17 protein-coding genes are annotated in these 23827 nt (G+C 50.4%); 6 read left to right on the top strand and 11 right to left on the bottom strand.

Annotation, left to right across the window (positions count from 1 at the left end; all coding sequences use genetic code 11):
• The 7 genes from ACOTSW_RS14865 to ACOTSW_RS14835 all read right to left on the bottom strand — a co-directional run bounded on the left by ACOTSW_RS14865 (position 1) and on the right by ACOTSW_RS14835 (position 11057).
• On the bottom strand, positions 1 to 2394 hold the full coding sequence (locus tag ACOTSW_RS14865; RefSeq protein ID WP_423679849.1) for a sensor domain-containing protein: 2394 nt from the start codon (positions 2392 to 2394) through the stop codon (positions 1 to 3).
• Entirely contained in the window at positions 2391 to 3671 is a 1281-nt protein-coding gene (locus tag ACOTSW_RS14860; RefSeq protein ID WP_423679848.1) for an HD-GYP domain-containing protein, read from the bottom strand. The genes ACOTSW_RS14865 and ACOTSW_RS14860 overlap by 4 nt, the downstream gene beginning before the upstream one ends.
• 250 nt (positions 3672 to 3921) lie before the next feature.
• The gene (locus ACOTSW_RS14855; protein WP_423679847.1) at positions 3922 to 4941 is read right to left on the bottom strand and encodes a transporter; all 1020 of its coding nucleotides are present in this window, start codon (positions 4939 to 4941) and stop codon (positions 3922 to 3924) included.
• Positions 4896 to 5018, bottom strand: coding sequence for a hypothetical protein (locus ACOTSW_RS14850; protein WP_423679846.1), 123 nt, complete (start codon positions 5016 to 5018; stop codon positions 4896 to 4898). The genes ACOTSW_RS14855 and ACOTSW_RS14850 overlap by 46 nt, the downstream gene beginning before the upstream one ends.
• 197 nt (positions 5019 to 5215) lie before the next feature.
• Entirely contained in the window at positions 5216 to 8959 is a 3744-nt protein-coding gene (metH, locus tag ACOTSW_RS14845; RefSeq protein WP_423679845.1) for a methionine synthase, read from the bottom strand.
• Positions 8960 to 9410: 451 nt separating this feature from the next.
• A complete protein-coding gene (locus ACOTSW_RS14840) occupies positions 9411 to 10367 on the bottom strand; it encodes a TerC family protein (protein WP_423679843.1) in 957 nt (318 codons plus the stop codon).
• 3 nt (positions 10368 to 10370) lie between these two features.
• The gene (locus tag ACOTSW_RS14835; RefSeq protein ID WP_423679842.1) at positions 10371 to 11057 is read right to left on the bottom strand and encodes a Bax inhibitor-1/YccA family protein; all 687 of its coding nucleotides are present in this window, start codon (positions 11055 to 11057) and stop codon (positions 10371 to 10373) included.
• 160 nt (positions 11058 to 11217) lie between these two features.
• On the opposite strand from ACOTSW_RS14835, the gene nhaR reads away from it, so the two are divergent.
• On the top strand, positions 11218 to 12132 hold the full coding sequence (nhaR, locus tag ACOTSW_RS14830; protein WP_423679841.1) for a transcriptional activator NhaR: 915 nt from the start codon (positions 11218 to 11220) through the stop codon (positions 12130 to 12132).
• Between the two features lie 134 nt (positions 12133 to 12266).
• On the opposite strand, the gene ACOTSW_RS14825 is transcribed toward nhaR, so the two are convergent.
• From ACOTSW_RS14825 to def, 4 genes are all read right to left on the bottom strand, one after another.
• Entirely contained in the window at positions 12267 to 12848 is a 582-nt protein-coding gene (locus ACOTSW_RS14825; RefSeq protein ID WP_423679839.1) for a FlgO family outer membrane protein, read from the bottom strand.
• Position 12849: 1 nt separating this feature from the next.
• Entirely contained in the window at positions 12850 to 13527 is a 678-nt protein-coding gene (locus tag ACOTSW_RS14820) for a hypothetical protein (RefSeq protein ID WP_423679838.1), read from the bottom strand.
• A gap of 198 nt (positions 13528 to 13725) precedes the next feature.
• The gene (gene fmt, locus ACOTSW_RS14815; protein WP_423679837.1) at positions 13726 to 14691 is read right to left on the bottom strand and encodes a methionyl-tRNA formyltransferase; all 966 of its coding nucleotides are present in this window, start codon (positions 14689 to 14691) and stop codon (positions 13726 to 13728) included.
• Positions 14688 to 15215, bottom strand: a complete 528-nt coding sequence (gene def / locus ACOTSW_RS14810) for a peptide deformylase (RefSeq protein WP_423679835.1) — start codon at positions 15213 to 15215, stop codon at positions 14688 to 14690. Before def ends, fmt begins: the two co-directional genes overlap by 4 nt.
• 159 nt (positions 15216 to 15374) lie before the next feature.
• Here def and ACOTSW_RS14805 point away from each other — a divergent pair, with 159 nt between their 5' ends.
• The 5 genes from ACOTSW_RS14805 (at position 15375) to ACOTSW_RS14785 (ending at position 23683) form a co-directional block, all read left to right on the top strand.
• Positions 15375 to 16490 carry a LysM peptidoglycan-binding domain-containing protein gene (locus ACOTSW_RS14805; protein ID WP_423679834.1) on the top strand — a complete coding sequence of 372 codons (1116 nt, stop codon included), beginning with the start codon at positions 15375 to 15377 and terminating at the stop codon, positions 16488 to 16490.
• Positions 16491 to 16509: 19 nt separating this feature from the next.
• Positions 16510 to 17607 carry a DNA-processing protein DprA gene (dprA, locus tag ACOTSW_RS14800; protein WP_423679833.1) on the top strand — a complete coding sequence of 366 codons (1098 nt, stop codon included), beginning with the start codon at positions 16510 to 16512 and terminating at the stop codon, positions 17605 to 17607.
• A gap of 189 nt (positions 17608 to 17796) precedes the next feature.
• On the top strand, positions 17797 to 18261 hold the full coding sequence (locus tag ACOTSW_RS14795) for a DUF494 family protein (RefSeq protein ID WP_423679832.1): 465 nt from the start codon (positions 17797 to 17799) through the stop codon (positions 18259 to 18261).
• A gap of 164 nt (positions 18262 to 18425) precedes the next feature.
• Positions 18426 to 21002: a DNA topoisomerase III gene (locus ACOTSW_RS14790; RefSeq protein ID WP_423679831.1), complete on the top strand. Its 2577-nt coding sequence runs from the start codon at positions 18426 to 18428 to the stop codon at positions 21000 to 21002.
• A 107-nt stretch (positions 21003 to 21109) separates the two neighbouring features.
• Positions 21110 to 23683 (top strand): DUF1631 family protein, encoded by a 2574-nt coding sequence (locus ACOTSW_RS14785; protein WP_423679830.1) that lies wholly within the window; start codon positions 21110 to 21112, stop codon positions 23681 to 23683.
• The last annotated feature ends 144 nt before the right edge of the window (positions 23684 to 23827 follow it).

The raw sequence follows: 23827 nt of genomic DNA, 5'->3' as shown, positions 1-23827 counted from the left end.
TTACAGAAATTTTTCCTCAAATTCACCGGCGGATATCGCCGGTGAGAACAGATAACCCTGAAATTCGTCGCAGTGCAGATTGAGCAGGAAATTTTTCTGTTCCTCAGTTTCTACGCCCTCAGCAATGACTTGCAGTTTCAAGGCATGTGCCAGATGGATGATTGCCGTGACGATAGCAACATCGCTTTCGTCAGTTGGTAATTCATCGATGAAAGAACGGTCAATTTTCAGCTTATGGATAGGAAAACGCTTCAGATAACTGAGGCTGGAGTAGCCAGTACCGAAATCATCAATCGATAACTTCACCCCCAGTTTTGCCAGCGATTCCAGTTTCTTTAAATTTTCCTCGACATCCCGTATCAGTACGGATTCAGTCAGTTCCAGTTCAATTTTATCCGGGCTCAGTTGATGTTCTTCCAGCGCAGCGGCTATCGACTCCACAAAATTGGCTTGCTGAAATTGCAGTGCCGAGACATTGAAACCCATCCGTAATGTATGCCCCGCGCGGTTCCATTGCGCGGCCTGGCTGATTGCCGTCTGCATGACCCAGTTACCGATAGGAACAATGACGCCGGTTTCTTCGGCAATCGGAATAAACTGTGCCGGGCCGATTTCGCCGAGATCCTTGTCATTCCAGCGCAACAAGGCTTCAACGCCAAAGATTTCGCCGGTACTCAGGTTGATCTGTGGCTGGTAATGCAGGCGGAAACGCTGATGTTCCAGTGCCTGACGCATGGCGTGATCAAGCTTCATGCGTGATAACAAACCGATGTTCATCTGGCGCTGATAGAAACGGAAATCCGAACGGCCGCGTTCCTTGACGTGATACATGGCGCTGTCGGCATTTTTGATCAGATCATCCATATTTGTTCCGTCATCGGGGAACAAAGCAATGCCGATACTGGACGTCACGGTAAAGCTCATTCCTTCCAGATTGATCGGTACAGATAATTCTTCTAGCACGCGCTGTGCGCACACTTCAGCACCGGCGGCATCGGCCTCATGCAGCAGTAACACAAATTCGTCGCCGCCGAGACGGGCGGCGGTATCGACCTGTCGGATACATTTTTTCAGGCGCTCAGTGACTTCCAGCAGCACCCGGTCACCAAACTGATGACCAAGAGAATCGTTGATTTGTTTGAAGTGATCAAGATCGAGAAACAGAACAGCAAAATTACTGTGATCGCGGCTGGAAATCGTAATCGATTGCTTGATCCGTTCTGACAGCAGCAGGCGATTCGGCAAGCCAGTCAGCGCATCTGAAAAAGCCAGTTCCTCGATTTTTTGCTTGGCAACGTGGGTTTCGGTTCTGTCTTTGAAAAAACCGATGTAGTGCAGAGTATTATTTTTTTCATCCTGCACTTTGACCAGAGTGATCATGCACAGATACGCATGTCCGTTTTTACGGCGATTCCAGAGTTCACCTTCCCAGCAGCCGTCTTTTTCCAGCTTTGCCAGTAACTGATCGATCAGATCCGGATTACTTTCTGCGGCAAAAAAATCGCGCGGCGTCTTTTTTTGCATTTCGCTTTCGGTGTAACCGCTCAGCCGCTCAAAACTCGGATTGGTGGTGATGATGCGCTGATCTTTGTCGGTGATGAAAATCGCATCTGTACTGGATTCAAATACTTTTGCCGCCAGCTGCAGGCGTGCTTCATCAGCGAGTTTTTGCGTGATATCGCGATACGAATACACTCTGCCGATCGGGCGGCCACGTGCATATTGCGGCAGTGTCACGCGCTCGAGAATTTTGCCGGAACGAAGGACCAGCACGTCACTGGCTTCCATCAGTGGTGAGCGGCTGATCGTACCGAGACGCTCGGTATAATGATCGGCGTCTATCATGCACTTATCCATCCAGGCATAAATTGCTGCATCGTCACGCTGCGTCATCAGCTCGTCAGGCAGCCCCCAGAGACTGGCAAACAAATGGTTATAACTGCGGATAGCGCCATCCAGATCGGTAACGAGTATGCCGTCAGCAGTCGATTCCAGCGTTGCACGCAATTCTGCGATCAGTTTCTCGAGTTCATTTTCCGTTTGTTTCTGGCTGGTGTAGTCGCGTACTGCGACAACAAAAATCGAGTTGTCCATACCAACTCTGACCAGACTGACCCGGCGTTCCACCTGCACCACGGTTTTATCCGCGCATTCGAGCAAGGTTTCAGAGTAAATATTTTCTGACAGGCCTGCGGCGACGTCTTCCCAGAAAAATACATCTTCGGGCGCTGCCGCCAGCTCGACAATACCCTTGTCGCGCAGGCTGCCTTCCTGCACTTTGAGCAGCGTGTGTATTGCCCGGTTTGCCGCAAGTATGCGCAAAGAGATAGGATCGACCAGAATCACGGCTTCCAGCATTCCCTCTATCAGTGCCTGCAGTTGATGCGCCTTCATGGCGGACTCTCGCTGGATGTATCTGATTGCGCTTCCAGTCCGCGTTCGAAGAAATAGCACAAACGCTTGCGTGGCGACAGATAATCGTACGCGGACTTAGGTAATTGCAAGGGTTTGAGACTGCGATGTATGCACAGCTGCTGCTCGTGTTCGAGGTTAATCACCAGCGCTTCATCGCGGTCAATTGAGGAGTCATGAATGATCACTTTGGGCTTGATCGGACGAGCGGAATTTACCGAGACCACCAGCGCGTATCTGTCGTCACTCAACTGCACAACCGAGCCTGGTGGATATATCCCCATCATACGGATGAAGGTTGTCAGTGTTGGCGCGTGAAAGCGGGTTTTGAACTTGGTGAAGATCTGCGACAAGGCTTCGTGCGGTGTTAGCGCCAGTGCCGGATTCGGCGGATTACACAGGTTATCGTACTGATTCACGAGCGCCACGATACGGCTTAACGGCGACATCTTTTCACCCGGAATGCGGCTGGGATAGCCGCTGCTGTCGTAATGTTCGTGATGTTGTGCCATCAGCAGCATGGCGTTTGGCGCCAGATCCATTTTACGTGCCAGATTCACGCTGTGTACCACGTGTTCCTGATATGCCAGTTTTTCGGGGGCGCTGAAATGTTCATCGATCCAGCGTACCCGGTCAGGCAATTCGATTTTACCGATGTCGTGCATGAGCGCACCGACCCCCAGATTGAGCATCTCGGTTTTATTCAGCCCCATTGCTTTACCCAGCAACAGCGAAATGACGGTGACGTTAATCGAATGCAGGGAAGTCTTTTCACCGGCTTTTTCTGACAACAGGCGGATCGCAGCCTCATCTTCGCTGAGGATTTGTCCGAGGAACCCCTGTATCAATTGTTCGACCAATTGCTTTGCCAGTCCCGGTTGCGCATGAACCTGCTCGGTGACTTGTTTATATGTCTGCGCGGCGTGATTGAATTGCCGCTCGCACACCTGCAGACTGGCAGCCTGACCAGCAAGCAATGCCCGGCGGCGGCGTAACGCATATTCTGTCGGCGTTTCCGTTACTGCGCTGACAGTTTCTGCTGGCGTGATAGTGTCAGTGGTGTCGGCGACTGAGCTTTTATCGGGGGCATAACGGATACGTTCTATGCCCAGCGAACGTATGGTATCGATCTGTTCCTGAGAGCTGATTTTGAAGTTGCTGATCGGAAATGGATGATCCATCCAGCCGACGTCAAGATAGACGTACATCCCTATCCGCAGTTCGGATAGTTCTATAAATTGGGTATGAGTGTCAGTCATCACGTTTGCTGACCCAAAACTTGCAACATAGTAGGGGTGATCCCCGCGGTCTTTTCAATTTTAATCATTTAAAAAGCAAAATTTTTAACGGAAAACAGCTTTTTGTAAAAAATACCACGTCATTTTTTCCAATACTAACTGAAATCTTCCCGAAAAATGATTTGTACGGGTGTAATTCTGTGAGGGTGTTGTTATCGAATACACGAGCCAGCGCCTGCATGCCCAATGGTAGCAGAAGAGGGCCGGCTTTTTAATCGCGATCCCGTTTACGGAACGCCAGCCAGCCGGCAATGACCGTGAATGTCAGCACGATCGCCACCACAATCCAGAAGCCGTATTCGTGTTGCGCGAGTGGAATGCCACCGACATTCATGCCGAGTAAGCCGGCAATCATATTGATAGGCAAGGCCAGCACCGTGACGACAGTCAGCACAAACAGCGAGCGGTTATTCTGTTCATTTTCGCTGGCGGCGATTTCTTCCTGCAATAACTTGATGCGCTCCTGCAGGGACGCCATGTCACTCAGCACCACCGCAAACTCCTCTGTGGACTGACGCAGTTCCTGCACATCGGTTTCCGCCAGCCATACCGGCGGTTTTTGCAGCAGGCGGAACAAGGCTGCAGGCTCCGGTGCCAGCAAGCGTTGCAGGCGCACCAGTACACGCCGGATTTCGCCCAGATTGGCGCGTTTTTTGTTCAGCCTGTCCGCCAGCAAATGGTCTTCGATGTCGTCAATTTTTTTGATGACATTGCGCACGATGCCGATCAGCACATCGGCCTGATCGCGTAACAGATGCGTCAGCAATTCGCTGGGAGAATGGAAAATTTCACCGTGATTGACGGCATTGCGCAAGCGGTCAACCGACTGTAAAGGTTTGCGGCGCGCGCTGATCATGATGTTATTAGTCACACTCAGCCACAAGGTCGCAATATCCGACGCTTCAAATGCAAAGTCGTGCAGAACATCGTTAATCACCGCGATCAGATTATGGTCTGCATGTTCAATCCGGGTTGAGCGCGAACCTTCGTGCAGTGCTTCGTAGAATTCTTCCGGTAGCTGCACGTGTTCATGCAGCCATTTTTCGGCTGCGACATTGGTCAGATTGAAATGCAGCCAGATAAAGCTGTTGTCACTGGCGGCACGCGGTGCCTGCAGCCATGCCAGCGCTTCATCGGTATGCAGCGTTTTGCCGGCCCGGCCATGCGCAAACAGATAGCCACAAATTAAACCAGACTGATCTGAGCCATACGATAAGTTATCCAGCACCATCTGCTTTCCTGCACAACGATAGAGCCGCTATTGTAAGACAGCACCCCTACCGGTACGACATTTTTAATGGCTGTCATGGTCAGATTTCATGCGGGAGTCACAATCCCCGACGCCCCCACTTATGTCGCTCACGCTGTCATCAGACACCTCAAAAAGGCGCTCAGAGCGCTTCCCGGTGGGGAAATATACTGGGGGGAGTATATTTTAAAGCCAAGTCAATCCGCTGAGAATTGACGTAAAACGCCATATACTCCCCCATTTTTTGAGAAAAGGACTACAAATTCGGTGCCAGCCACCGTTCGATGTCTTCCTTCGCGACACCGCGCCGTGCCGCCATGTCCGCCACCTGATCATCACCGATTTTACCGACGCTGAAGTATTTGGATTGCGGATGCGCAAAGTAGAAACCAGAGACCGCAGCGCCCGGAATCATCGCCCATGATTCGGTGATGTGCATGTCGATTTCTTCGCATTGCATCTGCTTAAACATCGCGGTCTTGACCGTGTGTTCCGGGCAGGCCGGATAGCCGGGTGCCGGACGTATGCCCTGATAGGATTCTTTGATCAGTTCTTCATTGCTGAGTTTTTCATCGGCGGCATAGCCCCACAGATCGGTGCGGACACGTTCATGCAGATATTCGGCAAAGGCTTCGGCCAGACGGTCTGCCAGCGATTTCAGCATGATGCTGCTGTAATCGTCATGTGCGTCTTCAAAACGTTTTTCGTATTTTTCGATTCCCAGACCGGCAGTGACGGCGAACATACCGATGTAGTCCGCTATACCGCTGTCTTTCGGCGCGATGAAATCAGCGAGGCATTGATTCGGCCGCTGTACGCCATCAACCACCGGCTTCTCGGTTTGCTGGCGCGTGCCGTAATAGGTGAATGCGACCTGGCTGCGGCTGTCGTCGGTGTAGATTTCGATGTCGTCGTCATGCACGCTATTCGCAGGCAGCAAAGAGACGACGCCGTTCGCTGTCAGCCAGCGGCCATCGATGATTTTTTTCAGCATCGCCTGACCTTCGGCAAACACTTTGCTGGCGGCTTCACCGACCACGCTGTCGATCAGTATCGCAGGAAATGGCCCGGCCAGATCCCAGGTCTGGAAGAACGGACCCCAGTCGATATAATGCGCAATCGTCGCCAGATCAACGTTTTTAAATACGCGGCGACCGATGAATTTCGGTTTGACCGGCGCGTTCGCACCATCAAAGCTGAGCTTCATTTTATTCGCACGCGCTTGCGCCAGCGTCAGCAATGGCGTGGTTTTTTTGTTCGCATGCTGCACGCGGATACGTTCGTAATCCGTCGCCAGCTCACCAATGTACTGATCGCGGCTTTCCGGCGTCAGCAACGATTGCGCAACTGATACTGAGCGCGACGCATCCGGCACATACACCACCGGGCCTTCGTAATTCGGCGCGATTTTCACCGCAGTATGGGCGCGGCTGGTGGTGGCGCCGCCGATCAGCAGCGGGATTTTCATCATGCGAAAATGCGGGTCGCGCTGCATCTCTTTAGCGACATAAGCCATCTCTTCGAGTGATGGTGTGATCAGGCCGGAGAGACCGATGATGTCGGCATTTTCAGCTTTGGCTTTGGCCAGAATTTCGGAGCATGGCACCATCACACCCATGTTCACGACTTCAAAGTTATTACATTGCAGTACCACGGTGACGATGTTTTTACCGATGTCATGTACGTCGCCTTTGACGGTGGCGATGACGATCTTGCCTTTCGGTTTATTGTCGCCGCTGCGTTTTTTTTCTTCTTCGATGAAAGGCACCAGATGCGCGACCGCCTGCTTCATGACGCGTGCTGATTTCACTACCTGTGGCAGGAACATTTTGCCCTGACCGAATAAATCACCGACGATATTCATGCCATCCATCAGCGGGCCTTCGATCACCTGTATCGGGCGGCCGCCATTGTTCATGATGGCGACGCGCGCTTCTTCGGTATCTTCAACGATCCACTGCGTGATGCCATGCACCATCGCGTGAGCCAAGCGTTTTTCAACAGGCTCGCTGCGCCATTCCAGCGTGGCTTCTTCTTTCTTGCCACCCGCTTTCAGTGTCGCTGCAAATTCGATCATGCGTTCGGTGGCATCTTCACGGCGATTTAACACCACGTCTTCGACGCGTTCGCGTAATTCGGGATCGAGCTCGCTGTATACGCCGACCATACCGGCATTCACGATGCCCATCGTCATACCAGCCTGTATCGCGTGATACAGGAAGACAGTATGGATCGCTTCACGTGCCGGATCATTGCCGCGGAAGGAGAAACTCACATTCGAGACACCACCGCTGATTTTGGCGCCGGGTAAGTTCTGATGTATCCAGCGTGTCGCTTCAATGAAATCGACCGCGTAGTTATTGTGTTCTTCGATACCGGTAGCGATTGCAAATATATTCGGATCGAAAATAATGTCTTGCGGATCGAAATCGAGTTGATCAACCAGCAGTCGATAAGCGCGTTCGCAGATTTCGATTTTGCGTTGATAGGTGTCCGCCTGGCCTTTTTCATCAAATGCCATCACGATGACCGCTGCGCCATAACGCTTACACAAGTTGGCCTGACGTAAAAATTCTGCTTCGCCTTCTTTCATCGAAATCGAATTGACGATGGCTTTGCCTTGCACGCATTTCAGACCGGCTTCAATCACACTCCATTTCGACGAATCGATCATCAGCGGCACGCGGGCGATGTCCGGTTCAGACGCGATCAGATTCAGGAAGCGCGTCATGGCCGCCTGAGAATCGAGCATCGCTTCATCCATATTGATGTCGATGATCTGGGCACCGTTTTCCACTTGCTGGCGGGCGACAGCTAAGGCTTCGTCGTATTGCTCATTCAGAATCAGACGTGCAAAAGCTTTGGAACCCGTGACATTCGTGCGTTCACCGACATTCACAAACAGAGAATGTTCATCGATAGTGAATGGCTCTAAACCGGATAAACGACAGGCCGGCGGAATGGCAGGAACAATACGTGGCGCCTGGGTTTGCAGGATGTCTGCAATCGCCTTGATATGCGGTGGCGTAGTGCCGCAGCAACCACCGGCGATATTGATAAACCCGGCTTCGGCAAATTCTTTCAGCAAGGCGGATGTGTCGGCAGGCAGCTCATCGAAACCGGTATCGCTCATAGGATTGGGCAAACCTGCATTCGGATAAATGCAGACGAAGGTATCGGCAATTTTCGACAGCTCTTCTGCATACGGACGCATCAGCGCCGCACCGAGTGCGCAGTTCAGACCGATGGTCAGCGGCTTGGCGTGACGCACGGAATTCCAGAATGCCGGCACGGTCTGACCAGACAGTATGCGACCCGAGGCATCGGTCACGGTGCCGGAAATCATGATTGGTAAAGTCTGGCCGGTTTCTTCAAAATACTGATCAATCGCGAACAACGCTGCTTTGCAGTTCAGGGTGTCGAAAATCGTTTCGACCAGCAGCACATCGGCGCCGCCTTCGACCAGACCACGGGTTTGCTCATGGTAGGCAGCCACCAATTGATCGAACGTGACATTGCGCGCCGCAGGATCATTCACATCCGGTGAAATCGAGGCGGTCTTTGGCGTTGGCCCTAATGCGCCGGCGACGAAACGCGGTTTGTCGGCACTGCTGTATTTGTCACAGGCAGCACGGGCGATTTTTGCCGCCTGCACGTTCATCTCATAAGCCAGATGCGCCATGTGGTAATCGTCTTGTGCGACGGTCGTCGCACCGAAGGTATTGGTTTCAATCAGATCGGCACCGGCGGCCAGATATTGTTCGTGAATTTCCTGAATGATGTGTGGCTGGGTCAGGGTCAGTAATTCATTGTTGCCTTTGACGAATAATTCCTTACCCGGAACCGAAAAATCCTTGAAGCGTTCGCCGCGATAATCTTCTTCCGTCAGTTTGTAACGCTGGATCATGGTACCCATCGCACCGTCCAGGATCAGGATGCGTTGTTGCAGCAATGCGCGCAAACGGGTTTCGGTGGCGGAGACAGGCAGGGTTCTGGTCATGATCTTTACTCGCATCGTCGTATCAATAGGACTGATGCAACATTGTTCCCGCAAGGCATGGCGACGCAGGCAGTACATTAGTTAGTACGACCAGAAGCCATTACGCCGCCGGGGCGATGTTGCATCAGTCCAGAAAAACAAAAACCCGATCGGCTCATGCATGCAGGCGGATCGGGCGACGTCCTTTTAGCAGCACTTATTACGCGCCCGCAATCTGAATCTCAAATCGGCGCTGGGAAGTCAAATTATACGTCAGATCAAGGACTTGACGCCGTGGTTGCTGGTTTTTACCGGGTTTTGCTTATACATTGTGGTTAGATCGATATATGTTGACCGTCTGAGGCGACACTATTTTGTTTAAGTATTAACAAAAAAGGGCATATCCTCAGATGAGAGATATGCCCAAAGGGAATACTTATGACGATGAAATTAACAGCGTGAGAAAGCGTGATTAATGCTTTTTATGACGGGTTGCGATCAGGCTGGCAATAATAGAACCGCCAAGTATCAGGCCAATCACCATCAGCGAAACCTCGGTCGGCACATGCATCCATTTCACGATCAGCATCTTGATTCCGACAAACATCAGCACAAATGCAAGACCGAATTTCAGTAAATGGAAACGGTCTGCCATATCGGCCAGCAGGAAATACAACGCCCGCAAACCCATAATCGCGAAAATGTTAGAGGTGAACACGATGAACGGATCAGTCGTCACCGCAAAAATTGCCGGAATCGAATCGACTGCAAAGATCACATCGGATACTTCAATCAGGATCAGGACCAGCAGCAAAGGCGTAAAGACGCGCTTACCATTGACCTTGATACTGAATTTTTCTTTGTGAAACTCTTTGGTGAATGGCAGTAATTTCTTCGCCAGTTTCAATACCGGATTAGCATCCAGATCCGGTTCGGCTTCTGTTGAGACCAACATGCGGAAACCGGTGATCAGCAGGAACACACCGAACAGATACAGCACCCATGCGAACTGCGTGACGACCCAGCTACCGGCAAGAATCATGATGACGCGCATCACGATCGCGCCCAGAACGCCATAGAGCAGGACTTTGCGCTGATATTGCGACGGTACTGAGAAATGTCCGAAAATCAGCAGGAAGATAAAGATATTATCGACCGACAGCGATTTCTCGATGACGTAACCGGTCAGGAATTCCATCGCTTTCGCGGTGGCGATTTCACGACCGACGGTTTCCGTCAGATACATCCACAGACCAAGATCAAACGCCAGCGCCAAACTGACCCAGACAACGGACCAGGCCGCCGCTTCCCTGACGCTGACTTTGTGAGCGCGCGAACCACCCAGCGCCACAACGTCTATGGCTAACATCGCTAAGACAAAAGCGATAAACGCGACCCACATCCAGGGTTGAGCGACGGAGTGCAACATGATTTACTCTTTTTCGATAAAGCCCAGCAATTGCAGCAGGCTTGTGAACAGATTGAAGATCGTGACGTACAGATTGACGGTCGCCATGATGTAATTGGTTTCGCCACCGTGGATGATATTGCTGGTTTCAAACAAGATCATGCCGGACATCAGCAACACCATGACCGCAGAAATCGTCAACGACAAGGCTGGAATCTGGAAGAAAATCGCGCCCAGACTCGCCACCAGTGCGACGATCATGCCGACCATCAGGAAGCCGCTCATGAAGCTGAAATTACGTTTGCTGATCAGTACGTAGGCAGACAGACCCATGAAAATCAGACCTGTCATCCCCATTGCGGTCATCACAATGGAAGTGCCGCCCGGCATTTTCAGATAGTGGGAAAGAATCGGACCCAGGGTGTAACCCATGAAACCTGTCAGGGCAAACACACTGGCAATACCCCATGCACTGTTACGCAGTTTGTTGGTCGCAAACAGCAGACCAAAATAGCCGATCAGGGTAAGAAAGATGCCGGGACCCGGAATTGCGAAAGCGATGGTCGCGCCGGCCGTCAGTGCAGAAAACAATAAAGTCATTGACAGCAACATATATGTGTTGCGCAAGACTTTCTGACTGTCACTGGCTGTGGTGTCGATATAGTCAACGGTTTGCACATCATGTGCAGTAGAGCGACTCAAGATTTTCATGCTTTTCTCCTGAAATGTTGAAGTCTGATGAAAAGACACAGGACTTCCCCTTCTCAACAGAAGGTGGTGACAGTCTAGTTGCTAGAAAATTGAAAGAAAAGTCGAATATAATTGATAAATACTTCGTAAAAACCGATGATTTATTGCTGATCGTTCTGCTATGCCCACACTGAATTACAAACACCTGCATTATTTCTGGATGGTCGCCAAGTCAGGCAGTATTGCGCGCGCCAGTGAACAATTGCATCTGACGCCGCAAACCATCAGCGGACAGCTTGCGTTGTTTGAGGAAATGCAGGGTGAGACTTTATTCCGTAAGCAGGGGCGAAATCTGGAACTGACAGAGGCTGGCCGCTTGGTGCTCAGTTATGCAGAAGATATATTCGCACTGGGGCGGGAGCTGGAAGAAGTGCTGCATCACCGGCCGACCGCGCGCACAGTGCAATTGCGTGTCGGGGTGTCGGACGCGGTGCCGAAAACGGTCGCGTATCAATTGCTGGAGCCCGCGATGACTCTGCCGCAGACCTTAAGAATTAATTGTCGTGAGGGCAAACTCGAATTGCTGTTAGCAGAGCTGGCGATGCATAAACTGGACGTTGTGCTATCCGATAGCCCCATGCCGGTGACAGCCAATGTTCGCGGTTACAGTCATTTGCTGGCCGAATCCGGCATCAGTTTTTTTGCCACCCGTGATTTGCGTGCCCGTTTGTCCGGACCTTTTCCTGAACTTTTGGATGGTGCGCCACTTTTATTGCCAGGCGAAGATGCTGCGCTGCGCGGGCGTTTGTTGCAATGGCTGGATCAGCAACAATTGCATCCAAAGATTACCGGCGAGTTTGACGATAGTGCGTTGATGAGTGCATTCGGTCAGGCTGGTGCCGGCGTGTTTGCCGCGCCGACCGTCATCGTTGATCGCGTGATACGCCAGTATGACGTTGAGCTGATCGGCCAGACGCAGGCAATTCAGGAACAGTTTTACGCGATATCGGTTCAGCGTAAACTGACTCACCCTGCTGTGTTAGCTATCAGTCAGGCCGCACAGCAAAACTGGGTTCAATCATTTTCACCAGACTAAAGTGATGCCGGAATCGACCCAGTGTTGAAAACGGATACGGGGTTGGCTGCTGAAAAGAGATTAAAAAAAGCACCTGCAATTCAGGTGCTTTTTTTCGGGTTGCATCGCCAGTATGGCAGAGTAAGAACGACGTATCAGCGACGGCCCAGCAGCGATTTGACTGTTTTATCCAGTGGCACGGCGTAATCGTACGTTGCCAGAACGATGTTATCACCAGGACGAATAAGTTTTAAATTGACGAATACCAGCTTATCGCTCTCTGCATAGGTACCAACAATGACCGCTTGTGCCTGGTGGTTTTGAGCAACTTCTTTGATTTCGCGGGTCAGCAGCAGTTCGCCGACGTTTTGTTTGATAAATACTTTATCGCGGAACTTCATTTCCACCATTTTGTAGCCGCTGCGCGTGAACTGACCAGAAACCTGTTCCGCAACAATACGGCCAAATGGTGAAGATTCTTCGAGTGCGTTGATGTTTGCCAGTGTGGCAACGATCAGTGGGCGCGACTTATCCAGAGGTATTCCAGAAGTCGCCGCGTTTGCAGCAGAAATCAAAGCGTTGGCAGCTTTTTGATTTGATGGAATGAATTCATTGTTCTCAGCGTCTCTCCAGGTTGGCTGAGATGCACTTGCCAGACCTGAATTATTACCCATGTTGAGACTTGAGCAGGCTGACAGCGCCATGACAACAGAAGTACATACTAGGATTTTTTTCATCTTATTGTCCTCCGACAACCTTAAAACTGAAATCAGATTCTTTTGTATACAAGGACGCGTCGCTGTCGCTGATATAGTAAGCATCTGTGCGGCGTGCTAAGTACTGTGCATTTTTAGTGAGAGACGTTGTTACTATCAGCTCGTAGGAAGGTGTGCTTCCCTTTGCATATTCTTGGTCAACCCAGCTAAGCCAGTCATACGAGGCGGTTGCGGCTAAGCCACCAACTGCCGCTTTCGTTCCTGGCGCCCAGTTCACACCATATAAAGCAGCGATGCCGCCGGCAATCGCTGTTGCGCTTGTAAAGCGTTTATTTTGCGAGCGATCGGCGGAGAATCGTACTAATTGTGTATCAATATCAACAACTTGAACCGTTTGATCATGCACTCGTCTGACAGTGACACCTTGGTTCACTAAGGACGTCACAATCTGCTCATAAAATACGTGTGAAAACTTACTGTTTTGTGAAGGTGGAGTCACATAAACCGGTGCTCCCACTTTGTCTGTACCCAGTTTGATTTGTTCAGCAACATTTTTCGCAATCGATAACCAGTGCGCAGATGCTTGTAATTTGTTTTGTGTGCTGGTTGCAAAATTTCCTGCAAGTGGCGTCTCACTATATTGAGTGGAACAAGCCGTGAGCGCCATCGTTGCGAGGACAACCGGAAGAAATTTCTTCATTTGTTTACCTTTACTGGATGCTTGTAATGAGTCGTCCACGACAAGTGGGCGAACCGAATTCCGCTTGCGAGAATACAGCAAGTCCCGCAAAGCAACAAAGAATTTGCCATTAAATTAATTAGAGATAGAGACAAACTTTGTTTAACGACATGATCTTTGATTAAAAGTGTCGTTTTTTTGCTTCACAGGCAACAAGCTTCAGAGCCGGTTGAATTGTGTGTCCGGGGTCAGTGGAAAGCCCTGCAGAAATTCTGCTGCAGGCAGGCGTTTCCCACCGGGTTTTTGCAGTTCCGTCAGTTTGAGTACACCCTCTCCGCAGGCAATCAGAATGCCATCTTGCGTGGACGCTGTCAGAACTTGTCCGGGTATTGCAGAGGTTTTCGCACCGGTGATCATCTGTGCTGCCCAGATCTTGATGGTGCTGTTGCCATACTGAGCATGCGTACCCGGAAAAGGATTAAAGGCACGGATTTTTCTCTCTAGTACACAGGCGGGCAGATGGAAGTCGAGAGCCGCTTCTTCTTTGCTGATTTTGGCGGCGTAAGTAACACCTTGTTCCGGCTGCACGGTCGCAGTCAGGGAGCCGCGTTCTAATTGCTGTAAAGCCTGTACGATCATGTTGCCGCCCATCGCAGCCAGTTTATCGTGCAGACTGCCGGTCGTATCGGTGCTGCTGATGGCGATACTTTGTTTTAAAAGCATAGGGCCGGTATCCAGACCCTCTTCCATTTGCATGATTGTGATACCGGTTTCCTGGTCACCGGCTTCAATCGCTCGGTGGATAGGCGCCGCCCCGCGCCAGCGAGGCAAGAGTGAGCCATGGATATTCAGACAGCCCAGACGTGGAATGTCCAGCACAGAGACCGGCAATATCAGACCGTAAGCGGCGACCACCATGACATCGTGCGCGGTTTTACGCAGCAAGTCGTGTGCCTCAGCTGCAATATCCGGATATTTTCCGTTTAATTTCAACGAAACGGGTTGGGCAACGGGAATATTGTGTTCCAGTGCGTATTGTTTGACTGCCGATGCATGCAGATGCATACCCCGGCCTGCCGGCCGGTCTGGTTGCGTGAGCACCAGCGGAATTTCAAAACCTGCCTCATGTAATGCAGCCAAGGCTGTGGCGGCGAATTCCGGCGTACCGGCGAAGATCACTTTCATTTGCGATTCCCGGGACGGCGTTGCATCTCACGTTCTTCTTTAACCAGCTTCGTCTTAATACGGTTTCGCTTCAGCGGAGACAGATATTCGACGAACACTTTTCCCTTAAGGTGATCGATCTCGTGCTGTATGCAGACAGCAAGCAAATCTTTGGCATGAATTTCGAACTCTTTGCCGTCAGCGTCCAGCGCTTTGACTTTGACTTCGGCTGGTCGCTCCACGCCGTCGTAAATCCCCGGTACGGACAGACAACCTTCGTCGTAGACTTTTTTCTCTTCGCTGGCCCAGATAATTTCCGGATTAATGAATACCTGTAACTGATCATTAGTTTCAGAAATGTCGATGACCACCAGTTGTTCATGTACGTCAACCTGTGATGCTGCCAGACCGACGCCGGGTGCGTCGTACATCGTTTCAGCCATGTCCGCGATCAGTTGCTTGAGACGTGCATCAAAAGTAGTCACCGGTTTTGCCACTTTATGGAGGCGCGGGTCGGGATAACGCAGTATATTTAGTATAGGCATATTACATTTCGCAACAAGCTGGTTTGGCTTTTGCGCTGTTTTTCTTGCTAGTTCAAGGATTTGTGGGCAGAATTTGATTCAATTTGGCAATTATTACAAGCAGTTTCCATGCTTGCTCGCCTGTTTGCTGTAAGACAGCATCTCGTATCGGATATGTTTATGAAAAAGTTTAGCACAATCGCTGCCATCCTCGTTGGCAGTCTGCCATTCGCTTATAGTTCTGCAGTTGCGGCGCCGGCAGAAGCGACGATTGCGCAAGCTCAGGCGTTAGCCCGCAGCAGCAAATGTGATTTCCTGCCGGATGCACCGGATAAACATGTTGTCGTCAGTGGTGATACCTTGTGGGGAATTTCTTCCAAGTTCCTGCAAAATCCATGGTGCTGGCCACAAGTGTGGGGCATGAACAAAGAAGAAATCCGTAATCCGCACTGGATTTATCCGGGACAGATTGTCTATTTTGACCGTACGAATCAGCGTCTGCGTCTGGGAAATGTGTCGGCAAATGGCGTTGTCGGCGGCGTGCCTACTGTCAAGTTATCCCCAAAATCGCGCGTTGAGGGGCTGGGAGCAAATGCGATCCCAGCGATTCCCGCGTCGGCGATTGAGCCTTTCCTGTCACATCCGATGATTGTTGAGGCTAATACGCTCGAAAATACACCGCGTATCGTCGCCGCACCGGAAAGTAAAGTAAACATGGGGCAAGGCGAAAAGGCCTATGTCCGCGGTGATCTTGATGGCGGCACCTCATTTCAGGTATTTCGTCCCGGCGTCCCTTTGAAAGATCCTGATAACGGCGAAATTATTGGCTATGAGGCAGCGTTTGTCGGTACCTTAAAGCTGGCACGTGAGCCGGATGCAAACAACGACGTTTATACCTTTAATGTCGTTAATTCAAAAGAGGAAATGTCTGTCGGCGACCGCTTGCTGCCTGTAACGCCTACTCCTATTCTCAGCTATGTACCGCACCCACCGGAAGAGGAAGTCCGCGCACGTGTCGTCAGTGTCTATGGTGGTGTTTCGGTTGCCGGACAAAACCAGATCATCACGATTAATCGCGGAAAAGAGGATGGCTTAGATCTTGGTACCGTACTGTCCCTGCAACGCTACGGTGGTGTGATTGCCGACCGCACAGACGGTAACCGTAAAATAAAATTACCAAATGAACAATACGGGCATGTGTTTATATTCCGTCTGTTTGATCATATTTCCTATGGTCTGGTGATGCAGGTGACGGATTTTGTCAAAGTTGGCGACGTAGCCAAATCACCTCAATAATGATCGTGGAGGTCTGGAAATGTTACCGGACTTCTATTTCTGGTTAAGGCTGGAACAAACGCCGGGCGTCGGTCCCGGTACGGCCCGCAAGCTGCTTACCAGCTTTGGTTTGCCAGAACATATCTTTTCGGCAAGTTATGAGGCACTGTGTGCTGTTGTCACACCAAAAGTTGCCCGCGCCCTGTTAATTCCACCGGGTGATGATTTTCTCAGATTATCCGAGATCACTGCATCCTGGGCAATGCAGCAAGGCAACTACGTTGTCACGCTTGCCGATGCGGCATATCCTCCGACCTTACTGGAAATTCCCGACCCGCCGCTGATGCTGTATGTGAAAGGACGCCCCGACTTACTGCGGCATCCCGGAATAGGTGTCGTGGGTAGCCGCAATGCGACTGCGCAGGGAATACGAAATGCGGAACAGTTTTCCGAAGCCTTAAGTCATGCCGGATTAACGATCAGTTCCGGTCTGGCTGCAGGCATTGATACTGCGGCGCATCAGGGCGCGCTTCGTGGCATGGGTTCGACAATCGCAGTGATCGGTACCGGCGCGGACATTGTTTATCCTGCCAGAAATCGCTCGCTGGCACATCAGATTGCCACGGAGGCTTGTATTGTCAGTGAATACTCACTTGGAACCCCGGCGATTGCCTCTAACTTCCCTCGTCGCAACCGGATTATTTCCGGCCTGACCAGAGGTGTGCTGGTGGTGGAGGCCGCCGCGCAGTCTGGCTCTTTAATTACGGCGAGGATGGCGGCCGATCAGGGGCGGGAAGTGTTTGCAATTCCTGGTTCTATCCATTCGCCATTAGCAAAAGGCTGCCATCAGTTGATTCGGCAAGGTGCAAAACTCGTCGAGTCTGCTCAGGATATTTTAGAAGAGTTGCAACTGAATCTGCCTCAATCAGTTGTTGCGCCGGGTCTGATCCCGCCTGCACCGGGCGTTGTCGCGACTACTGGCTTGCTGGCACTGATGGGTTATGATCCGGTTCCCGTCGATGTGCTGGCATTGCGTGCCGGCCAGGATGTTGCGAGTTTAACCGGGCAATTATTAGAACTGGAGCTGAGCGGGCAGATTGAATCATTGCCGGGCGGGATGTTTCGCCGCCTTGGCTGACAAGCCGTGATAAACAGCGCCGCTGGCGTTGAATATACCCCGGGGAGTATATTTTAAAGCCCAGTGTTAGCGCGGAGTTCTTTGCCAAAAACGCGGATACTGCCCCGGAATGGTTAAAAATTAAAAAAACTGCGGTGATATTTCTGAGCGGGACTTGTTTGAAACTGTTTCAGCAGATAGAGTACCGACATGTTTGATATTCTTGTTTACCTCTACGAAACTTATTATCGTCCTGACGCATGTCCGGACACGGCCGCTCTGGTCAAAAAGTTGTCTGCTGTCGGTTTTCCTGAAGACGAAATTTCTGAGGCTCTGGATTGGCTGACTGGTCTGGCAAAGACGACCGGTCAGTCGTTGCCATCACCCTTAAGTTCAAGCGGGTTCCGGGTCTATGCGGCAGCCGAGCTTGCCGCTCTCGGTACTGAAGCGATAGGTTTTATTCAGTTTCTTGAGTCAGCAGGATTATTGTCCTCTTTGCAACGTGAAATCGTTATCGAACGCGCGCTCGCTGTCAACGAATCACCGCTGCCTCTTAATAAACTGCGCATCATTGTCCTGATGATGCTGTGGAGCCAGGGCGCTGAGCCTGATATGTTGATGTTTGATGAGCTATTGTTGTCAGATGACGACAATACACCACGTCTTTTGCATTAATCGTTTCATAAACAGAAAATTTCTGGCAAAAATCGCAGCGTGGTTGCGGGTTTTGCGTTTGCACGTTTATCATTCCGCACTAACTCAGGTTAGTCTTACGCTTATTTAGCAAAAAATGTTGCTTGTTAATCATTTTTTGTGCAAAAACATTCGAGAATTCCGAAATGACAAAAACGCTCATCATTGCCGAAAAACCTTCTGTCGCTGCTGACATTGCCAAAGCGCTTGGAGGTTTCACTAAGCATGATGACTATTTCGAGTCCGATGAATATGTGTTGTCGTCGGCCGTCGGTCATTTACTCGAAATTACTGTTCCAGAGGAATACGACGTCAAGCGCGGTAAATGGAGTTTTGCACATTTACCTATGATTCCGCCGCATTTTGCGCTCAATCCTATTGCCAAAACCGAAACTCGCCTGAAAGTTCTGAATAAGCTGATCAAGCGTAAAGATGTTTCGGCACTGATTAATGCATGCGACGCGGGGCGTGAAGGTGAACTTATTTTCCGTCTGATTGCACAGCACGCGAAAGCAAAACAACCGGTACAACGTTTGTGGCTGCAATCGATGACGCCGGCAGCCATCCGCGAGGGCTTTAAAAAATTACGCAGTGACGCGGAAATGAAGCCTCTGGCAGACGCTGCGCGCTGCCGTTCGGAATCGGACTGGCTGATCGGTATTAACGGTACCCGCGCTATGACGGCGTTCAACTCCAAAGAAGGCGGATTTTATCTGACGACCGTCGGGCGGGTACAGACGCCAACCTTATCGATCGTGGTTGAGCGTGAAGAAAAAATAAAGAAATTCGTTGCCCGCGATTTTTGGGAAGTGCGTGCTGAATTCGTTTGTGCTGCCGGCATTTACGAAGGACGCTGGATGGATCAGCAGTTCAAAAAAGATGAACATGATCCAGAGAAGAAGGCGGAGCGGCTGTGGAGTAAGCTGGCCGCCGAGTCCATCGTTGCGGCATGCCGTGGACGTCAGGGCAATGTCACCGAGGAATCTAAGCCTGCTACCCAGATGGCACCGGCACTGTTTGATCTGACCAGCCTGCAGCGTGAGGCTAATGCCAAATTCGGTTTCTCCGCGAAAAATACTTTGGGTCTGGCGCAGGCTTTGTATGAAAAACACAAAGTGCTGACGTATCCGCGTACCGATTCCCGCCATTTGCCGGAAGATTATCTGGATACCGTTAAACAGACCTTAGAAACGGTTTCGGAAAGTAATAATTATCATCAGTTTGCTACCCAGATTCTGAAAAATAACTGGATCAAGCCGAACAAACGCATTTTCGATAACACGAAAATCAGTGATCACTTCGCGATCATTCCTACCGGGCAGATACCTAAAAATCTGTCTGAGCCCGAGCAAAAGCTCTACGATCTGGTAACCCGTCGTTTTATGGCGGTGTTTTTCCCGGCAGCAGAATTTCAGGTGACAACGCGCATCACGGAAGTGACAGGGCACCACTTCAAAACCGAAGGTAAAGTCATGACCAACGCTGGTTGGCTGGCTATTTACGGTAAAGAAGCACTGGAAGAAAAAGATACGGAAGGCAAAGGCACGCTGGTTCCTGTTGCCAAAGGCGAAAAAGTGCTCGCCGATAAAATTGAAGCGCATGGTTTAGTCACGAAACCACCCGCTCGCTACAGCGAGGCGACCTTATTGTCAGCAATGGAAGGTGCCGGCAAATTGGTGGATGACGGAGAATTGCGTGAAGCGATGGCGGGCAAGGGTCTTGGTACTCCTGCAACACGGGCGGCAATTATTGAAGGCTTGCTGACCGAGAAATACTTGCTGCGTGAAGGCCGTGAGTTGATGCCGACGGCCAAAGCCTTTCAATTAATGACCTTGTTGCGTGGTTTGGGCGTGGATGAGTTGACTTCACCGGAATTAACCGGCGAATGGGAATACAAGTTATCGCAAATGGAGAAGGGCAAAATCAGCCGTGAAGAATTCATGCGCGAAATTGCCCAGATGACACAAATCATCGTCAAACGCGCTAAAGAGTATGACAACGACACGATTCCCGGCGATTATGCGACGCTACACACACCTTGTCCGCATTGCGGCGGTGTTGTCAAAGAAAACTATCGTCGATTTGCCTGTACGAAGTGTGAATTCTCTATGAGCAAAACGCCTGGCAGCCGTCAGTTCGAGGTGGCCGAGGTTGAAGAGTTGCTGAGTAAGCGTGAAATCGGTCCTCTGCAAGGGTTCCGCTCGAAAATGGGCAGACCATTTGCGGCTATTTTGAAAATTGTGCCGGATACAGAACACAATAATTTAAAACTGGAATTTGACTTTGGCCAGAGTCAGGACGAGGGCGAGGACGGCGAAGGCGTAGATTTTACTGGTCAGACGTCTTTGGGCCCTTGCCCGAAATGTGGCAGCGGCGTTTTCGAAATGGGTCTTGCCTATGTCTGTGAGAAAACCGTCGCTAAACCGAAGGCATGCGATTTCCGCAGTGGCCGCATCATTTTGCAGCAAGAGATCTTACCCGAGCAGATGAGTAAATTACTGATCGACGGTAAAACAGATTTATTGCCGGGTTTTATCTCTCAGCGTACACGTCGGCCGTTCAAAGCCTTTCTGGTCAGGGCAAAAGATGGCAAGGTGAGCTTTGAATTTGAGGAGCGCAAAGCCAAGGCACCCGCCGCGGGTAAATTCAAAGCGGAAGTGGCGGCGGATGAAGCTGACAAACCAGTCAAAAAAGCGACCACCAGAAAGAAAAAAACTGCCTGATATTGCCTGAGCCAATTCCTCCAGCTCCTACCGTTTCGCTTTAAGTTGCAGGATATACTCTTCCTTCGGTATATTGTCTGAAATGATTTTCCTGCAATAAGGTATATATGGGATTGGTTGACACACTGTCGAGCGCACGCAGAGAATTTTTTAACGCATTTCAAAATGCTGCTGCAACTCTGGTTCCGCGTACAGTTGAGACCTTATTTTCCAAGGTCAACTCAGAAAACAGCCCGATAGAACAGGCCGACATTGTCCGTGCTCAGCTTCTGTTGCAGGAACATCGCCATGAAATTGAGCTGCAACTGACGAAACAGATGCAACAGTTGCTTGATAGGAGTATGGAAACGACCTATCAGAACTTCCGTCCCAATTTATCCGCCCTCGCCATTTCTGCCGATAATCTGAGCTTGCTCGATTCTTCTGCATTTGAAAGCTCGCTGCGCTTTAATGACGTCACACAACTGTTCAGGAATGCCGCAGAGCAGGAGTTGGTTGATCTGAATATCCGTATCGCAGTTCTGTTTGTACAGGACGATATACGCGAGCGCGAAAACCCTTTCCGACCTTACCTGATAACACGTTGCATTTTTCTGGCTGTAGAAAGTCTGCATTTGCCGCAGGAAATGTTTTCTGTATTGTCGACGCAAATGGGAGAAACACTGACCGCAGATATTCCGGATATCTACCATCAGACCAACGCCGAGTTAGAAAGGCTGGGCGTTCATGCGCACCTTTCTTTAAAAATAAACAAATCGGCAGAGACCATGCATCCCCGGGGGGCGAGTGGTACCGGGCGGCAGCAGAATTTTGTCGTTAATCCAGATGGTGGTAACGCTTTTCCTGCATTTAATCAGGCCGATTTTGTTGCAGATGCTGTTTTCAGGTCGGCGGTGCCGGCGCAACCGGTTAATTCACCCATTAATATAGAACAGTTATTTCAGGCTTTACGCGGCGTGGAAAGAACGACGTTTTCAGCGTATCAGCCAGCTGTTGCAGTGAAAGATGATTTGCCGCCACCTGTCTGGCTTGCGAATACATCCGATTTACCTGCGCTTTTACGAACAACCTTCGGTCAGTCTGGCGAGGCTCAGCGCGGAAGAGATTTTGATCTCGCCAGCCAGCAGGTAAATACAGAGTTCCCTTTACCAGGTTCAGATATCGCCCAGTTTGCTATCCGGGATTTATTAGAGCGTTTCAGTCATTTGCCTGCGCCCGAACAAATGAATACCGCGCCTGCTGAATTAGATGAGCTGCTCAGCGAGCGGGATCTGATTCGTACGCTTGGCTATTTACATCTGTCGATGAAGCCGGATCTGAATATCGTGAATGAACGCGGAGAGGTACGAAACCTGATACGAGAACAACGCGAGGCACTTTCAGCTTTAGCCCGTTCTGCCGACGAGCTGATGATCATTGATGTGCTGGCGATGTTATTCGAGACTATCTTATTTGATGACCTGCTATCAAAAGCACTGCGGGAACAGCTGGGACGCCTTCAATTTCTGTTGTTGCAACTGGCTCTGAGTGATCGTACTTTCCTGAGTAATCCACTGCAATCGGCCCGGTTGTTGCTGAACCGGATGGCTTCTGTGTTACTTGGTACGCAGCATTTACCTGCGAGTCAGCACAAAATTGAGGAAGAAATTTCCCGGGTATTTAAAACTTTGTCCAGACATGATTGTCACGTACCTGAACTATTCCAGCGTATTTATAACCGGTTTGACACGTTTATCTCTACAGAATTAAGAACGCAGGATAAGTCTTTCAGACGTACCGTCAAGTCGATCGAAGAGGCTCAAATCCGCTACCTGCGTTCTGAGCAAACATCGTCATTGCTGATGGAAGGAATGACGAAGCTGAATGTTCCTCAGCATTTCGCCAATTTTCTCGCCACGGAATGGGTGCGGGCAATAAATATCGCTGAAAGAACAGATCCATCACTGGTCGATCGTATGCGAACACTGGTACCTGACATACTGTGGAGCATACAAGCCAAAAATTCTCAGGACGAACAGAGTCAGCTCACTGCAATGTTGCCCGGAATGCTGGCAGACCTCAAGCTTGGTATTGCGATGCTGGATTGGACACAGTTTAAACAGAACGCTCTATTAAACTGGCTGCATGAGAACCATCGCCGCGTATTACTTGCCACGCAAGAATTTTCAACGTCTGAGACCTTGGCGCAGATGCGGGAGTTGTTCGCGAACTTTATTCGGCAGCCACCAGTTATCCTATCCGATGTTATCGAGAGAAACAGGTACCATCAAGTCGAAAAACATTTGCGCGAAGTGCTCGCGGAATTGCATTTAAAAGTCATCTTCATTGAGGATAATGACACGAGAGCTGATCTGGAGGACGAAGATAGCTTGCCTGCAATGACTGCGTTGGAACAAAGTAAATCTTCGGAAGTCCAATCACGCTTATGTAGTGGTGTACCGATAGAAATCGCTATTGATCAGTCAATCAAACGGGGATGCATAGTCTGGGTCAACCCTAATATGAGTAATCTCGTATTGAGTCTGAATCAACAAGCTGAGCCGGTCATTATCAGCTATGACAGTTTCGTCCACTATTCCGGCAATGGTGCGCTGACATTTGTCGAAAGCGCTCCTCTGATCGACAGAGCTGTGCAGGCCGTAATCAAATCGGCAGAGATACTTGATATGCAAGTGAGCTGACGGATTCAGGCTGATACGCCAGAACCAATAACACTATTAATCAAAATAATCTCCCTCACAGATTGCCCGGAGGTGGAGGCTTTGCTATCGTCCGGTCCCGCGCTGAAAGGCGGGGAAGAAAGTGAAGCGCTGCAAGTAAAAAAG

The sequence above is a fragment of the Undibacterium sp. WLHG33 genome (assembly GCF_049544815.1).
Classification (GTDB): domain Bacteria; phylum Pseudomonadota; class Gammaproteobacteria; order Burkholderiales; family Burkholderiaceae_D; genus Undibacterium.
Note: the sequence above shows the minus strand (reverse complement) of the source record. Positions and strands in the feature narration are given on the sequence as shown.

Coding starts and splice junctions, on each gene's coding strand:
- def (WP_423679835.1), bottom strand. CDS start 15,215: ATGCCTATACTAAATATACTGCGTTATCCCGACCCGCGCCTCCATAAA.
- ACOTSW_RS14790 (WP_423679831.1), top strand. CDS start 18,426: ATGACAAAAACGCTCATCATTGCCGAAAAACCTTCTGTCGCTGCTGAC.
- ACOTSW_RS14805 (WP_423679834.1), top strand. CDS start 15,375: ATGAAAAAGTTTAGCACAATCGCTGCCATCCTCGTTGGCAGTCTGCCA.
- nhaR (WP_423679841.1), top strand. CDS start 11,218: ATGCCCACACTGAATTACAAACACCTGCATTATTTCTGGATGGTCGCC.
- ACOTSW_RS14785 (WP_423679830.1), top strand. CDS start 21,110: ATGGGATTGGTTGACACACTGTCGAGCGCACGCAGAGAATTTTTTAAC.
- ACOTSW_RS14865 (WP_423679849.1), bottom strand. CDS start 2,394: ATGAAGGCGCATCAACTGCAGGCACTGATAGAGGGAATGCTGGAAGCC.
- fmt (WP_423679837.1), bottom strand. CDS start 14,691: ATGAAAGTGATCTTCGCCGGTACGCCGGAATTCGCCGCCACAGCCTTG.
- ACOTSW_RS14860 (WP_423679848.1), bottom strand. CDS start 3,671: ATGACTGACACTCATACCCAATTTATAGAACTATCCGAACTGCGGATA.
- ACOTSW_RS14825 (WP_423679839.1), bottom strand. CDS start 12,848: ATGAAAAAAATCCTAGTATGTACTTCTGTTGTCATGGCGCTGTCAGCC.
- ACOTSW_RS14835 (WP_423679842.1), bottom strand. CDS start 11,057: ATGAAAATCTTGAGTCGCTCTACTGCACATGATGTGCAAACCGTTGAC.
- ACOTSW_RS14820 (WP_423679838.1), bottom strand. CDS start 13,527: ATGAAGAAATTTCTTCCGGTTGTCCTCGCAACGATGGCGCTCACGGCT.
- ACOTSW_RS14795 (WP_423679832.1), top strand. CDS start 17,797: ATGTTTGATATTCTTGTTTACCTCTACGAAACTTATTATCGTCCTGAC.
- dprA (WP_423679833.1), top strand. CDS start 16,510: ATGTTACCGGACTTCTATTTCTGGTTAAGGCTGGAACAAACGCCGGGC.
- ACOTSW_RS14855 (WP_423679847.1), bottom strand. CDS start 4,941: ATGGTGCTGGATAACTTATCGTATGGCTCAGATCAGTCTGGTTTAATT.
- ACOTSW_RS14840 (WP_423679843.1), bottom strand. CDS start 10,367: ATGTTGCACTCCGTCGCTCAACCCTGGATGTGGGTCGCGTTTATCGCT.
- metH (WP_423679845.1), bottom strand. CDS start 8,959: ATGACCAGAACCCTGCCTGTCTCCGCCACCGAAACCCGTTTGCGCGCA.
- ACOTSW_RS14850 (WP_423679846.1), bottom strand. CDS start 5,018: ATGACAGCCATTAAAAATGTCGTACCGGTAGGGGTGCTGTCTTACAAT.